This is a genomic window from Pseudomonas sp. G5(2012) (assembly GCF_000408945.1).
Taxonomy (GTDB): Bacteria; Pseudomonadota; Gammaproteobacteria; order Pseudomonadales; family Pseudomonadaceae; genus Aquipseudomonas; species Aquipseudomonas umsongensis.
Genome location: NZ_APIO01000063.1, coordinates 69,508 through 84,327, shown reverse-complemented (window position 1 = coordinate 84,327; position 14,820 = coordinate 69,508). Strand labels below are relative to the sequence as shown.

The 14,820-nt window shown below is 59.9% G+C and carries 13 protein-coding genes; 9 read left to right on the top strand and 4 right to left on the bottom strand.

Translation table 11 applies throughout. The annotated features are described in order from the left end of the window. Positions 1–251 precede the first annotated feature (251 nt). The 3 genes from PG5_RS19970 (at position 252) to PG5_RS19960 (ending at position 2,070) form a co-directional block, all read left to right on the top strand. Complete coding sequence (locus PG5_RS19970; protein WP_020798926.1) at positions 252–1,040, top strand: PFL_4669 family integrating conjugative element protein; 789 nt, start codon at positions 252–254, stop codon at positions 1,038–1,040. Next, positions 1,037–1,582 (top strand): DUF3158 family protein, encoded by a 546-nt coding sequence (locus PG5_RS19965; protein ID WP_020798925.1) that lies wholly within the window; start codon positions 1,037–1,039, stop codon positions 1,580–1,582. Before PG5_RS19970 ends, PG5_RS19965 begins: the two co-directional genes overlap by 4 nt. Before the next feature lie 74 nt (positions 1,583–1,656). Next, complete coding sequence (locus tag PG5_RS19960) at positions 1,657–2,070, top strand: single-stranded DNA-binding protein (protein WP_020798924.1); 414 nt, start codon at positions 1,657–1,659, stop codon at positions 2,068–2,070. A gap of 219 nt (positions 2,071–2,289) precedes the next feature. On the opposite strand, the gene PG5_RS19955 is transcribed toward PG5_RS19960, so the two are convergent. After that, positions 2,290–2,493, bottom strand: coding sequence for a hypothetical protein (locus PG5_RS19955; protein ID WP_042955536.1), 204 nt, complete (start codon positions 2,491–2,493; stop codon positions 2,290–2,292). A 250-nt stretch (positions 2,494–2,743) separates the two neighbouring features. Between PG5_RS19955 and PG5_RS19950 the strand changes: the two genes are divergently transcribed. The 6 genes from PG5_RS19950 (at position 2,744) to PG5_RS19925 (ending at position 8,454) form a co-directional block, all read left to right on the top strand. After that, the gene (locus PG5_RS19950) at positions 2,744–4,762 is read left to right on the top strand and encodes a DNA topoisomerase III (protein WP_020798922.1); all 2,019 of its coding nucleotides are present in this window, start codon (positions 2,744–2,746) and stop codon (positions 4,760–4,762) included. 770 nt (positions 4,763–5,532) lie between these two features. Next, positions 5,533–5,781, top strand: coding sequence for a hypothetical protein (locus PG5_RS19945; RefSeq protein ID WP_020798921.1), 249 nt, complete (start codon positions 5,533–5,535; stop codon positions 5,779–5,781). 23 nt (positions 5,782–5,804) lie between these two features. After that, positions 5,805–6,197, top strand: coding sequence for a hypothetical protein (locus PG5_RS19940; protein ID WP_020798920.1), 393 nt, complete (start codon positions 5,805–5,807; stop codon positions 6,195–6,197). 89 nt (positions 6,198–6,286) lie between these two features. After that, on the top strand, positions 6,287–7,000 hold the full coding sequence (locus PG5_RS19935; protein WP_020798919.1) for a hypothetical protein: 714 nt from the start codon (positions 6,287–6,289) through the stop codon (positions 6,998–7,000). A gap of 279 nt (positions 7,001–7,279) precedes the next feature. Then, positions 7,280–8,077, top strand: coding sequence for a hypothetical protein (locus PG5_RS19930; protein WP_020798917.1), 798 nt, complete (start codon positions 7,280–7,282; stop codon positions 8,075–8,077). Positions 8,078–8,094: 17 nt separating this feature from the next. Then, positions 8,095–8,454 carry a DUF3085 domain-containing protein gene (locus PG5_RS19925; RefSeq protein ID WP_020798916.1) on the top strand — a complete coding sequence of 120 codons (360 nt, stop codon included), beginning with the start codon at positions 8,095–8,097 and terminating at the stop codon, positions 8,452–8,454. Between the two features lie 335 nt (positions 8,455–8,789). On the opposite strand, the gene PG5_RS19920 is transcribed toward PG5_RS19925, so the two are convergent. Genes PG5_RS19920 through PG5_RS19910 form a run of 3 tightly spaced genes read right to left on the bottom strand, consistent with a single transcriptional unit; the run spans position 8,790 to position 14,792 of the window. Further along, complete coding sequence (locus PG5_RS19920; RefSeq protein WP_042955535.1) at positions 8,790–11,030, bottom strand: DEAD/DEAH box helicase; 2,241 nt, start codon at positions 11,028–11,030, stop codon at positions 8,790–8,792. Then, positions 11,005–12,300, bottom strand: coding sequence for an ATP-binding protein (locus PG5_RS19915; protein ID WP_020798914.1), 1,296 nt, complete (start codon positions 12,298–12,300; stop codon positions 11,005–11,007). The genes PG5_RS19920 and PG5_RS19915 overlap by 26 nt, the downstream gene beginning before the upstream one ends. After that, positions 12,297–14,792 carry a TerB N-terminal domain-containing protein gene (locus PG5_RS19910; protein ID WP_020798913.1) on the bottom strand — a complete coding sequence of 832 codons (2,496 nt, stop codon included), beginning with the start codon at positions 14,790–14,792 and terminating at the stop codon, positions 12,297–12,299. The genes PG5_RS19915 and PG5_RS19910 overlap by 4 nt, the downstream gene beginning before the upstream one ends. Positions 14,793–14,820 lie beyond the last annotated feature (28 nt).

Genomic DNA, 14,820 nt, shown 5'->3' with positions numbered 1-14,820 from the left:
GGATCACCCTAGCGCTATCCCCAGGGGATAGTTGCAACAGGCAGCCTTCCCAGCTTGCACAAGCAGGCATCTCCCATCGCGGCGTCAGGCTAACCGGCTGGATCTCCATGGAACTATCCCCTGGGGATAGTTGCAACAGACAGCCTTCCACCATCAACAAACCGGGCAGGCATCGGGTGCGGTTTGTTGACTGACCACCTTCCGTCCGCTGTCCAAGCTGGCGACTCGTTCCTCCACCGCGAGTCGCCGCCATGGCCACCGACAACGCCTTGCAACTGAACCTCGGATCGCTGCGCAGCGCAATGTCGCTGACGCTGCACACCCATCACGCCTCACGCATCTGGCACGGTCGAGCGGCCAGCGACGGGAAACCCGGCATCGTCGGTTTGAACGGTTTCATCGCCATCGCCAACAAGATCAAGCGCGGCTCCGAGCAGGACGACCCTTACTCGGACTGGTGGATGCTGAGGGTCGAGGAAAAGTTGTCGCAGACCAAGGACACGTTGCTGGCCTTGCGTGAACAGGTCGACCAGGCCCTGTCCGACGTGCCACCAGCGCTGTCGCTGGGCGAGAACATGAACGTGCAGCCGGTGAAACTGCCGCTGTTCGTGAACGCGCAGCTCGGCTTCCTCGCGGTGTACTTGCTGGCCGACTACGACGACCTGGCGCGCAAGCTGATCCTGGCCCACCACACGGCGCTGATTGATCGCAGCACGCTCGAACGCTGGCTCAACGAAGGCGCCCACGCGCTGCGCAGCCTGTTCTCGCTTGCGCAGCAATATCGCTTCTCGGGCTGCACCCGGGATGACTTCGCCGCCAAGAATGCCGCAGCCAGGGCCACCATCGAGAAATACGGTGAACTACCCCAGGACGTGTTCGAAGGCACCCGGCGCTCCCGCTACGCACCGCCCATCATCCGTCGCTCGGCGCTGGCAGTGCCTGCAAGCCAAGGGACAGCGGACGCCAGCGACGACGATTTCCAGACTGAAACCAGTGAAAGCGCGGTTGCTGCGGCAGCCGACGAGGGTGAGCCAGCATGACGACCATTCCGGCATCTGGGCCAACTCGCCGCTTTTACCCGCTGGAACAGGCTGACTTCCAGCGCTTGGAACACGCAGCCTCTCTAAAAGGCCTTTTGAAGCCTTTTAAAGGTAAGGGGACGCTTACCGAGTGGGCCAGCCAGTGCCACGCGCTGCGCGACGGCTTGATCGAGCTGGCGCAGCGGCGCGTCCTGGCACAGGCGGACGCCTACCCCTTCCGTCTGCTGCCCGTGCAACTGGCCCAGCAGACCACTGGCGCAGGCACGACCTTCTTGCGCTGGCGCAAACCCGACCGTTCGGCAATGGGCGTGGCGCTGTGGCAAGAACTGATCACCAGTAACGCCACGCCCGACACGCTGGTCGAAGAGCTCTACGCCATGGAGCTGCAGCGCATCGTCCTCAACATGCAGATCAGCCTGCTGCACACGCTGGGCCGCCAGGCCCAGGAATGCGCTAGCAAAGTGGCCCAGGCACACGCCGCCTATCTGCTCCGGTGTGACGGTGCCACCTCTGAACGCGAGTACGGCCCACAAACCAACTGAGCACACCCACCTCCTCCCGCCTGCGCCAACCGCTCTCGGCGCAGGTCATTTCACCCCAACCAAGGAGTTACCCCATGAGCACGTTCTTTATCGGTGAAGGCAACATCGGATCTGCGCCGGAGTTCCACGAGTACCCCAACGGCAACGAAGAACCACGTCGGGTCTTGCGTCTGAACGTGTACTTCGACAATCCCGTTCCTGCCAAGGACGGCAGCTACGAGGATCGCGGCGGCTTCTGGGCACCCGTCGACTTGTGGCATCGGGACGCCAAACACTGGGCCACGCTGTTCCAGAAAGGCATGCGTGTCGTCGTCCAAGGTCGCGAGGAGCGCGACGACTGGAAGGACGACAACGACAACTCACGGACTACCTATCGGATCAATGCCCGTAGCGTGAGCATGCTGCCCTACCGCATCGAGGCTGTATCGCTCAGTGCCAAGCCGGGCAGCTCAGAACCGGAACCTCCGGTCGAACAAGCCGCCCAGTGACCAGCCGCCTCTCGGTGGACCTATACCCTGGGGATAGGTCCACTGGATTCCATTGAGTTCCAGCGCACACAAGATGAAGAAGCGGATACACCAGAAACGAAAACCGTGAGTTCTTTCTGCAGAATCAGTTGCCCCACTCTTCCGGGTAAGACCTGCACCGTTCTTCGAACTCATGAGCAAAGCATTGCAGCCTTGTACAGCCCAGCCGCATGCCTTAGGTCAATTCAGCTCCAAATCCAGATTGGCTGCAATATGAGCGACCAACTCCAACGGTTTCTTGGATTCGGAAATCTGGAACATCAAGTCGCGCTTACTCCGTGGCAGCAACTTGGCGCAGCGTTTTGCCGTGCTACGCACCGCCGCGTCCGTACCATGGATCTTGGCCGCCAGGAGCACAGCCAAGGTGGCATCCGAAATCATCATCACTCAACCACCCATCAGCGGAGCAGGCACTGCATCCAGCTAGTTTTCTCAAGCCCATACAGGCGCGCTCAAAAAGCCAAACGATACTGATAGGACGTTTTCAGCAAAGCAAGACTTTCGGCACGCCCTATCGATAACCGTCCTCCACCCAATACGGCGACTTGGGATTCGGTTTATCACACTCAACCGCGTTTGGATCCTGCGATCTTGCAGCCAGCTCTTCTAGGCCCTGCATCATAAAGGTCATTCCGTGCGCGTATTTCTTTGCGAAAAGCCCTCCCAGGGCAAAGACATCGCTCGTGTGCTGGGTGCCGGCCAACGCGGCAACGGCTGCTACAGCGGAGCCGGCACCGTCGTGACCTGGTGCATTGGTCATCTGATCGAGTCTGCACCACCGGAGGCCTACGGCGAGCAGTACAAGCGCTGGTCCATCGAGCAGCTTCCCATCATTCCCGAGCGCTGGCGCGTCGAGCCGAAGGCCACAACCGCCGCGCAATTCAAGATCGTCAAGCAACTCGTCGGCCAGGCCAGCGAGCTGGTGATCGCAACCGATGCCGATCGCGAAGGCGAGATGATTGCTCGCGAGCTGATCGACCTGTGCGGCTACCGCGGGCCGATTCAACGGCTGTGGCTGTCGGCACTCAACGATGCGTCAATCCGCAAGGCGCTGAGCGCGCTGAAGCCGTCGAACGAGACGCTGCCGCTGTACTACTCAGCGCTCGCTCGTTCCAGGGCGGACTGGCTGATCGGGATGAACCTGAGCCGGTTGTTTACCGTGCTCGGGCGTCAAGCCGGCTACGACGGCGTGCTCTCGGTCGGTCGGGTGCAAACTCCGACGCTGGCACTGGTGGTAGCCCGCGACCGCGCGATCGCCCGCTTCGTTTCGGTACCGTATTGGGGCGTCGAGGTCGCGCTATCGGCGGGCGGGCAATCCTTCCTCGCCAACTGGATCGCACCGGACGGCTGTACCGATGACGCCGGTCGCTGCTTGCAGCAGTTGGTGGCACAGCAAGCAGTCGATCGCATGCGCGCTGCCGGCAGCGCCCAGGTGGTGTCGGTCGAGACGGAGCGGGTGCGCGAAGGCCCGCCGCTGCCATTCGACCTGGGTACACTCCAAGAGGTGTGCTCTCGGCAACTCGGGCTGGACGTGCAGGAGACGCTGGACATCGCACAGTCCTTGTACGAGACGCACAAAGCCACAACATACCCACGTTCTGACTCGGGCTACCTGCCCGAAAGCATGTTCGCCGAGGTGCCGGCCGTGCTCGATGCCGTGCTCGCCACCGATCCCAGCCTGCGCCCATTGCTCGACCAGCTCGACCGTACTCAGCGCTCACGCGCCTGGAACGACAGCAAGGTGTCGGCCCACCACGGCATCATTCCGACCTTGGAACCGGCCAACCTGTCGGCCATGAGCGACAAGGAGCTGGCGGTCTACAAGCTGATCCGCGCGCACTACCTCGCGCAGTTCCTGCCGCATAACGAGTTCGACCGCACGACGGCCCAGTTGCTGTGCGGCGGCCAGAATCTGCAAGCCATCGGCAAACAGGTGATCGTCTCCGGCTGGCACCAGGTGCTGGCCGTACCGGACGCGGACGACGCGGACAGCGAATCGGCACCGCGCAGCCAGGTGTTGCCAGCCTTGCGCGACGGGCTGTCCTGCCAGATCGGCCAGGTCGCTCTGAAGGCACTCAAGACGCTGCCGCCCAAACCCTACACCCAGGGCGATCTTGTCAAGGCCATGAAAGGCGTCGCCAAGCTGGTCACTGATCCCCGACTGAAGCAGAAGCTCAAGGACACTACGGGCATTGGTACCGAGGCGACGCGTGCCAGCATCATCAGCGGCCTGCTTGGCCGCGGCTATCTGCTGAAGAAGGGCCGCGCCATCCGTGCGTCGGATGCCGCATTCACACTCATCGATGCAGTGCCAACGGCCATCACCGATCCCGGTACGACCGCAGTCTGGGAACAGGCCCTGGACATGATCGAGGCCGGCGGCATGACGCTGGACACCTTCGTCGAAAAGCAATCCATCTGGATCACGCAGCTCGTGCAGCAGTATCGCGGCACCAGCCTGTCCATCAAGCTGCCCGAAGGACCGGTCTGCCCGCTGTGCGGTGGTGCCACTCGACAGCGCACGGGTAAGACCGGTGCCTTCTGGTCCTGCCGCAGCTATCCCGATTGCAAGGGCACCCTTCCTGTCCAGAAGGGCCAGCAGGCCGGCGTAAAACCCAGAGCGGCGCGCAAGCCGCGACAGATTTCGACATAGGCCGGATGGCTCATCTCCCCCATCGTATCGACTACGGTTGATGCGCATACCTCGCTCCCGCGGGGAACCCAGCACGCACATCCTTCTGCAACGTGTGCCCGTCGCCGGCGTTTCGCCGGCCAGACGAGAAGGCGGATTCATCCGCAGTCCGTACCTCACGGACACTCTGATCTGTGTGGTTTCCGCAGCCCCGAAGGGTCCCCTGGCGCCTTGTCTCGATGACAGGACGAGCCGCCAGGAGATCCTTCGGGTCGAACGGTATTCAGTGCCGGCACCCACCGGCGAAACAACGGGTTCCTTTTGTACGCAGATGCGTGCCAAAGGATTTCGGCCCCAGCCACGACAAGGGTCGAGTGCAATCGCTGCGACAGCGGACGGCTTTGACGACGGCCAATCCCTGAATCAGCTCACAGGTGGTTTCTTCCTCGACAGCCGAAGGCCCAGGCCTTCGGCGCCTTTCTCCTGCCTGCCCGAAATCGCCGGCTCGACGAATCCTCGTCGAGCCCATAAACGAATGCACCCTCTGACCTTCCCCTCCCGCAATCGGGAGGTCGCCGGTTTCCCATTTCCCGCTGACTCACTCCCCTACGCAACTCGATGCTGCTCCGCATGTGTCGTCGGCCTCGGTCGGCACCATGCCAGCAGCACGGATCCTTGGCTGCACCGCGGAATCCCCCGCGCTGATCCGACCAGTCCGCTTCGCACCACCGTGCGGACGAGCGCCAGCAAGGCGTCGGTGCCTTGTTCCATTCCAGCCAGGAGGCTCTTCCATGTCCCATGCACCTTCCGCGTCGCCCAGCGCCACCCAGGCCCGAGCCGAATCCGTCGGTTATCTGGCCCTGACCTATGTAGGGAAACGCCTGCCCCTGCAGGTACGCCACAGCGCCGCCGGCTACTTCATCGGCACCACCGACGAAAACGGACCGGTCTCGCGCGAGTCCTTCGATTACTTCCGCTCGTATCAGGCTGCCGACCAGGCCCTGGCCACTGGGTGCTGGCAACAGCGCCTCCACCCCTGAATCCAATTCATCGGGAGAACGCCATGAACCAGTCTTTCCCCCAAGACGTACTTGATCAGATCGCGCGGGAGATCCTGCACTTCGACAATGCGCCTGCAGCCTTTTTGGAAGCCTGGAAACGAGGCATCCAAATCGCCGGCGTCGAATGGTTCGGCGATGGCACCCACGCAGGGCTGCAGCAAGCCAGGAGCAAGTGGGAGCTGCGGCCGAATTTGCCGAGAGTCAACGACGCCCTGGGTGTTCTGAGCAGCGGCCAGCGGATGTTTCTGTCCGCCATGGTCAGCTTTTACAACGCCGCTGAAGGCGGCGCGCTGCTCAAACGCTGCCAGTTCGAGGGGCTTGCCGATCTCGGCGGTCTCGATCTCGAGCGCCGCAAGGTCATCGCCGACCTGCTGCTCCACTACCACGGCTGGTAAGCCTGCTCTAAACCGCCATTTTTCTCACACCCCACGAGGGACATGCGTCCCTTGGGGCCATGTCCCTCTTTTTCGACAGGAGCGACAACATGTCCCCTCATCCCAACCCCTTCCTCCGCGACTACCAGAATCTGCACATCAGCCGCAGCCTGTTCATCACCTACGAAGACGACTGCCCTCCGGCCTGGCGTCCGCTGCACCCTAGCCAGGCGCACCTGTCCGACGATCAGGTCGCGCATTTCCCCTGCTTCTTCAACGACGACTTCGCGTTGATCACCGAGGGCCAGGAAATCCCTGATGAGCTGGAGGCTCAGTGCCAGAGCGAGGGTGTGGTCCGAACCGTAGTCTATGCCGTCAACGGCGACGACTTCGGCCAACCTGTCCATGTCGGTGATACCTACGCCGAAGACGCCGCGCGTGAAGTCGTGCGGCGGCTTCGCTTCGAGACCGGCCACTACAGTCGCTGCTGGGAGATCAGCACCGCACATATCACGGAGGATGCGAATCGCTACCTGGAAGAACTGGCGGACATCGCCACACCAACCGGGTTCCTGTTTGTCGCCTTTCGCATTCCGTACAGTCCCGCAATTGGCGTGAAGCTGATCGCCACGCCCTGGACCGACACCAATCTGGAATACGTCGAAGGCATCTCCACCGAGCAGCTGCGGCAGGAACACTTGAGCAAGTGCATGCCGGAATCCCTCGTCGAGGTTCTTCACCTGGCCGCACTGGCTGATGTGCGAATGCTGGTGTTCGATGCCGATGCATCGAATCTGGATGGACTGAAGCTCTACGACGAATAGCCCTTTCGAGCCCCACCCGGGGCTCTTCTTATTTGTGGAACCCGGTAGTGGCGCGTTACCGATTTCCGGACGACTGCCACCGAAGCGTACCCCACGCTGGCCTCATGTTCGCTGGCGTAGCCGGCAGCATGCCCAGGCAGTCGAGACCTTCGAGACTGCGGTGCGGTTCATCGCACTGGTTGCTCTGTTGCTCCAGCGCATGTCGTGCCATCCACCCAACCCACAGGGGACATCCTCCCTTGCGGGCGGGAGTCCCTTGTTTTCATCAAGGAGTCTCCAATGGATACCCAAGCCATCCGCGCAAAAATGCCCGTTCTGGTTGCCGGTCATGTTCCGCGCAATGTCCGCTCGTTCAAGTTCAATATCTTCGACGGCCAACCCAAGGTCTCGACGTTGGGCTTCCACATCGATCCCCGACCGTTCGAGGGCAAGGTGATCGCCGCCACCGGTGAGGCCATCATCGTCAAAACCGGCCGTGCCGAATTCGCTGTGCTCGATCGCGCACTGCTGACCGAAGTGCCTGACGAGGGAACCAAGGTACAGGTCCAGCCGTATGCCCGACGCCGTTTCGACGGTCTGCGCGCGGACACGCCGGAAGAACGCACCGAGTACACCGCAGACGGAACGCCCTATACGGTGCAAACGCACATCATCGGTTCAGCACCGGCCAAGCTGCCGATCCCGCAACCACGCTGCCCGGAGTTGCAGGAGCTCATCAATCAGCTTGAACAGTTGGCTGCTCCGGACGGCTTCCGCCGCGTGACCCACTTGCTGGTGGATGCCGGCGCACGGGACTTCTCCTTCGTCGACCCGCTGCCCGACGACATCATCAAGACGCCTCCGGCAATCAGCTTCACCGTTGCAACAGCGAAGTTCCAGGGGCAGGTCACCGTGCTGTACGAACGTGCCGATGATCTCTATGCGATCGAGCTGAAACGCGACGGGGAACTCGTCGAACGTGTCGATCAAGTGTTCTTCGACTCGCTCGGCGAAACGCTGGAGCGACTTATCGACGACGGTAGTTGGCGGCGCATCCACGTGCAGTGCCTGTCTGGACCCAAACCTGTCCGTCACTGAGCAGCAGGAGATCAACCATGTCCCTTCGATTCAAAGGCGCAGAACTGCGTCCCGTGCTTGCCGAAGCGGTTGCCAACCAGTGCCGCGTGGTCCTGGCCAAAGACCAGGGCGTGTACTTCCTTGCCGAACGCCGTCCTGAGGACGGGTGCCAGAAGCTGCTCGTCTACGCCGTCGGCTGCAACCCTGACGTCGACCCATTCGACGACTGGTGGGAGCTGGCCAGTGCCGAGCTCGGCGGCGATGACTTCGGTGAGTTCTTCGACGCGCAGGCCAGCGTGTTCGCACACATCCTGAACAGCGAGGACGACCTGGAGCTGTCCGCTACCGCCACACACCTGTCCCTCAAGCCAGTACCGCCGACGTCAGGCGGCAACTGATCCTCTCCACCACAGCCCCCGCTCGCGGGGGCTTCTTCTGTTTGCACCGCCCCCTCGTTCGCGTACACACCGTATCCAGACCGCACTGGTCTTCCTCGCCGACTGACGCCGGCCTGACCCAGGAGACGCCTGCATCCGCGACCCGCTCAAGGTCGACCACCTCACCTGCATCAGCTCAGTGGCGGCCGCACCAATACCTGCATGCGCTGACGCTGCTGCAGGCCAGCAACGGATTACCCCGGACACCATGGTCTGTTTTCGGTCAGCGGCAACAGGCAAGAAAGTAAAGACCACCTTACGCTTGGCACGACTGCGCCGAACGCTGGCAGGGGGAATCACGAGAGAGAAGCAGTATCCTCCAAGCCACTCAGGTGAGCTGCGGTCTGCTGTGCTTTTTCCAGATCGAGATACATCGTTGCGAACGACTCCATAAGCAGCTCGGGAGGCAGCGCCCAATCCCACTTTTCCCTGATCATATTTTGCACGTCCCGGAGGACCGTACTCGCCTTAACCTCCTTTAAAGCCGCAACCTCTCGAAGCTTGCTCTCAAGCAACGCCCCTCCCCCCTGCACTTCGATGACCAGTCCTGAGCTCTCATTGGGCAAGCCGACATATTCGAGAAGAATGGCCAAGGCATCATTGGTCCAATCTCCCTGCCAGGTGAAAAGGTAGGTTCTGCCTCCACTCTCAATAAAGTTGTTCTGATGGCCCAGCCCAAGATCAGCAAAGTTTTTCCGGGCCTCCGCCAGCAGCCGTTGTGCCACTAGATCGAGGTAGGGATAAGCCTCCGTTTCCTGCAGTACGGTTTTCATCTCTTGCCGAACATTGTCGTGAACTCGAGCAGCCAAACCGTCGAAAGCCGGGGGGGCTCCTCCCGGGGAGGGCTTGACGGCGATCACTTTGCCTTCCGTATCAACATCAATCACCTGCCAGCGACGCCCGGCGAAGATGATGCGCTGCTCAGCACTCAGAGGTCGTGAGACAGGCAGAGCGCCAAGAGGTCTTCCATCGCAAACAACTCGGAACTCTTCATTGCTGGTGAATGCACTGTAGAAGTCGTAGTGATTGATCAGCCGCTCACCCAACTCACCAGGCAGCAAGAGCCCGGCCTGCTCCTGAACGATCAGATCTCGTTCACCCAAAGCACGCAGGAGGTTCAGAAAGCTGTCCCGCTCGACAGCCAAGAAAGGGCCATTGCGTACTAGCGTTCCCCATAACTCTGCCGCAGTGGCACCACCTCGTTGCGCAATCACCGAGAGGCATTGTTGCACCAGGGTCGACAAATGCAGGCCCTGTGGTCTTGGCGGTTCAAACCATCCCCTCATCAGTAGCCGGATCATCGCGATGCTTTGTACCAATCCTTGGCGCAAGCGATCTGACATTGGAGAATCATCCGTCAATCGACGCTCCTTGCAGTATCCACGCAGGATGGCTGCCTCTCCTGGGCGACGTCCAGAGCGTCCAAGACGTTGGCGCAAACTGGCAACTGAAGGCGGCGGACCTATCTGCACAACGGTTCTGATGCTGCCAATGTCGATGCCCAGCTCCAGCGTGGTGGTACAGATCGCAGTCGCCGGTCGGTCTCCCGTCTTGAGGGCCCGCTCGGTATCTTCCCTGATATCTTTCGACAGGCTGCCATGATGTGGCCAGAACTCATTAGGTACACCATCTTGCTCGCAGCGACGCCGTAGCTGATCAGCAAACCATTCGACCTGAGTCCTGCTGTTAGGGAACACCAAGTTGTTGCTTCCCCGCAGCACCTGGAAGAGGTGCTCGGCAATTGTGTGATCTGAATCCGATTCGTCTTCTGGGCTCTCCTCCTTTTCGGGCTGTTGGGGTGTGTCTTTCTCTGGCTCCTGAATGCCTCTGATCTGAATTTTCAGAATTTGTCCCGAACCTTTCGATTCGATCACCGTCACCTTGCTCGGGGCAGCTGGGCGCAAGAAGGTAGCAGCCAGCATCATGTCGCCCAATGTGGCTGACAAACCTATCCTCGGGAGAGGACGTCCGATCACCTGCTCCACCCGATGCATCAAAGACTGAAGTTGCTTGCCTCGCTCACTGCCGATAAAGGCATGCAGCTCATCGATCACGAGGTAGCGCAGGTTCGCGAAAATTCCGGGCAGGCTCGTCCCCCGGTTCACGAACAGTGCTTCAAGAGACTCCGGGGTGATCAACAGCACGCCTTCAGGGGATTTGAGAAAGCGGTGCTTGCGGCTCGACGAGATATCGCCGTGCCAGGCAATGACGGGAATCTCGAGTTCGTCGCATAGCGTGCTCAATCGCTCCCATTGGTCATTAATCAGTGCCTTGAGCGGACTGATGTAAAGCACTGAGCCTGGCGGTTCCTGCTGCTTCAGCAGGTTCGTCAGAATGGGTAGGAATGCGGCCTCGGTTTTACCGGCCGCCGTCGCCGCGGCGATGATGACGTCCTGATCCGCACCGAGTAGTGCGGGGATGGCCCGCTCCTGGGCATCACGTAGTGAGGTCCAGCCTTCCATCCAGATCCAGCGCTGAATTCGGGAGTCAAGAAGGCTCAAGCCCTCCGACTCAGAGCTGGAAGGTTGCAAGTTCATCGTCGGCATTTACTTGAGTATCGGCCTCGCCGCCTCTATCCGGGCTCAGCTCCACAGCCCCCAACAAATGTCTCCAGTCCGCGCCCGGGTTCTGCTCCAGCACGGCCAGCAAGTTGATGAATGCAGTGATAGTGGTGCGGGGTGTACGGAAATAGGCATCCCCCAACCGTTGGTTGCAATGCGCCATGAACAAAGGCAGCGCCTCGTCAGGCAGGAGGTAGCGTGCGCTGTCGCCCGAGGCGTAGACATGGCGCAGCTTCTGGAGAAGTACATAGAAGTCTTCGGGTGTCAGGCTCGCCAGGCGGATGACCGGTCCTGACAGGTCCACCAACCCAGACTTGGCGAAACTGTTTTCGGCCAGACGCGACTGCAAAGCCGGATAGCTGTACAAGCCGCGGCGGGTATCCATCAGGAATTCGGGGGTGCCTCCGAGCACGAATCCAAGGCCTTCGGCAGAACCCTGCAAGGAGTCGTTGAGGATGCGCAGGATCTGTTCGTAGTTGGCGTTACGTGCCTGGGTATTAGCTAGCTTATAGAGATTGACCAGCTCATCCAGGCAAACCATCAACCCCTCAAAGCCTGCCAAGCGGACAAACCGAGCCAGGAGTTTGAGCTGATCATAGACGGAAGCATCGTCGATGATTGTGCGTACACCCAAGGCAGCGCGCGCGTCGGTTCTTGTGGTGAACTCACCTCGCAGCCAGCGGATGGCATCGGCCTTGAGCTGTTCGTTGCCCTCCTCGAAGCCCTTGCAATAGGCCGCGATCACATCAGCGAAATCATAGCCGTTGACCATCTCGGTCAATTGGCCCAGTTGTTCGCGTATCACAGTCTCGCTGTCCTTACCGGACGCCTTGGCCTCGCTCTTGGCTTGGGATATGAACCTTTCGACAATGCCCTGCAAGGCTCCGCCATCAGGCTTGGTACGCGTGGACATGTTTTTCGCCAACTCGGCATAAAGCGAGCGAGCCTGGCCACCGGAGGCATGGAGCCGGCGATCGGGATTCAGATCCGCATGCATGGTCACGAGCTTGCGCTCCATCGCAATGGCGCGCACAAGATTCAGGAAAAAGGTCTTTCCCGCGCCGTACTCACCAATTACGACTCGAAACGCTGAACCGCTCTCGGTCAAGCGCTCGACATCACGAATGAGCGCTTCCAGCTCACCAACCCTACCCACCTGGATCAGGTGTTGACCTGCTCGAGGAACGACTCCCGCACGAAGGGACTGAATAACCGCATCGCGATCTTTAGCTCTGATGCTGCTCATAACGGTAGTTTTCCCATGATGTCAGGATTGATCTCGAGGGGATCTTCACCTTCGGTAATAGGCATATCGAAATGCTCGAAGGCCATGTCGTTAATGTGCTCAAGCGCGCCATCGAGCATGAGATCCATATCGCTGGCCACCGCTTCCAACTCCTCTCGTGACCATTCCATCCGAGAGACAAGCAAGCGAAGGAAGGCCGAGTGATCAGCATCCAGCCCACAGATGCTACTGGTGTCATCCGAAGCGCCACTGTTATCGGGCTCCTCAGGCTCGACGATTTGCTCATCTACGAAAACTTGGGCCAGCAACGCCGACACCTGCTCGGTTTCACGTTGTAGTTGGGCAATCCGCTCATGATCCAGCGTGAAGCCAGTCATCGACGCTGACGATGCGGAGGAAGGTGATATCGACGCAACCGTAGGAGCAGTGCTCGTCGACGCGGCACTAGCTGCCACATGGAGGTCTCCGTATAGGAGCTGAGAGTCCAGTTGAAGAACCTTGTAGACACGCTCAAGCAACTTTACTTCCGCAGGGCTCACCTCCCCATCCGCTTGAGCTAGGTGGGCAAGGAACGCCGCCACAGTTCGCTTCGCCGAAGTGGTCAGCGGTTCCAGCTTTTTCTTCAGGCTTTGCAAGGTCGGCGGCTGGTTGAGTTTTAGACGGAGGTGGGCCTTCAGGCGCTTGCGATGCGCCCCACTCAAGTGGCTCCAGGAATCGACGTGACGGGACAGCAGCATGATCTCTTCTGGAGATGTGTCGCCATCCGCCGCAGCAACGGCACAGGCTAGATCCAAGGTGACTGAGGCGGCATTGTAAGCGGGAGAAGCTCGTAGATCCCCGTCTTCTATCTGGGTGGCAAACAGCGCTACGGTATCTTCCGCCTTAGGTGTTTTGCTGCCGGCTAATACATCCGGTTCAATGCCGATATGCAATGACTCCAACGCGCGCGCCAGCGCGATCACCTTGTCCCGCGAAAGAGCTCCGGCACTTTTCAGTCGCCCCGCCAGTTCGCCGAAACTCATGACCACCATGCCGTCGCCTATGCGCTGCTTCAGCGCATCCAACTCGGCACGCGCAGCCGCCGGCCACAGCATGATGGGAAGCTGCAGCAAGCCTTCCAAAGCATCGGGGGTATCGGGATTACGACCTAGGTATCGGCTGTAGGGCTCCAGCTCCGTCGTGCATTCGTCGACTATCTGCTGAAGTTTTTTACGGGGTGTTGAAGTTGCTGTTACGTCGGGGATATCACCGAACCCCTCGAGCGTTTGAGCCGGCAAGGCAGCCGACGCTGTGTTGTACTGCAACTTCAACCTGGTCTTGTTCAGCGGCAGAACCATGCCGTCGCCATGAAGCTGCTCATACTTGATCTTGAACAACGCGGCGAAGGCGTCCTGGCAACGGCTCACAGGCGTCCGTTTGCCAATACTGTGATCCGCCAGCGCCCAGGACAAGGCCCATGTGGCAGGCACACGCTGCTTGTCGGTAGCTAGTTGCCCCAGACCAATACGCAATTCCATGGGCATTTCATAACCGTAGGCCTGGTTGTCCGGAGGCGGTGCCAAATAACGTTTCGGTGGGGTCTCACCCATGCGCAGAAACGCGAGAAACCGGCCAGCGTAGTTGCTGAATGAACCGCTCCCCCCATAGATGACAAGAAGGCGCTCGACTTCCGACACGATGCCGGGGATTTCGGAAGCGACATTGGGATCGTTCTTCGCATCAACGAATACACGCCGCTCAAGGCCGTAGAAGAACAGGAATACGTAGCCGATATTGGTATGAGGTGCTTTCCGCCCACTGGACAGCCATTGCAAGTAGGCGCGACGCGCCTCGGCGGAAATCGAGTCGTAACTGGACCAGTAGCCAGTCAGCCGCTCGGCGATGTCGATAACACCACGCGCAATCTTGAGTTTGGGGTTGATCAAAGATGGCTCGGGTGCAGCATAACGATCAGCTCGCCCAGTACCGACATAGATCATGCCGCCTGGAATCTTTTCTCCGGCTACCTCAACGAATTCACCAGCCGGAATCCAGCGGACATTTTCATCCATCAGTGTCGCCGGCGCACTCGGCAGGCGATATGAGGATGGCTTCGAGACCTCGAGGGTAACCGTGAAAAATTCTGTGTCCGCTAGCCGCCTGACTTTCTCCTCCGCAGCAGGTGCCAGTTCCTGGGGGCTGCCTGTATAGGCCTGATCTTGGATTTCGACCTCGTCCAGAGAGAACACTAGGCCACGATTTGGATCAGCCTCTAACGCTCTCGGCCGATTTCTTGAAGATGGAGGGCGGTGCTGTTGATGCGCCACAGGGGGAGGGGTTTTGGGTGCGTTGCTGTTGGCCTTTACGGTCAGCCAAACACCGAAGCCGATAATCCCGATTCCAGCAAGAGCAATCCAGGCTTCTTTAGGGATAGAGGCAATCGCTCCCAGGAACAGGACTCCGAGGATAGCCACCCCGGAAATTTCAGATTTGTTTCTTCGCTTCCTTGCCATCAGATCTGATCGCCTCTCTAAATCAATA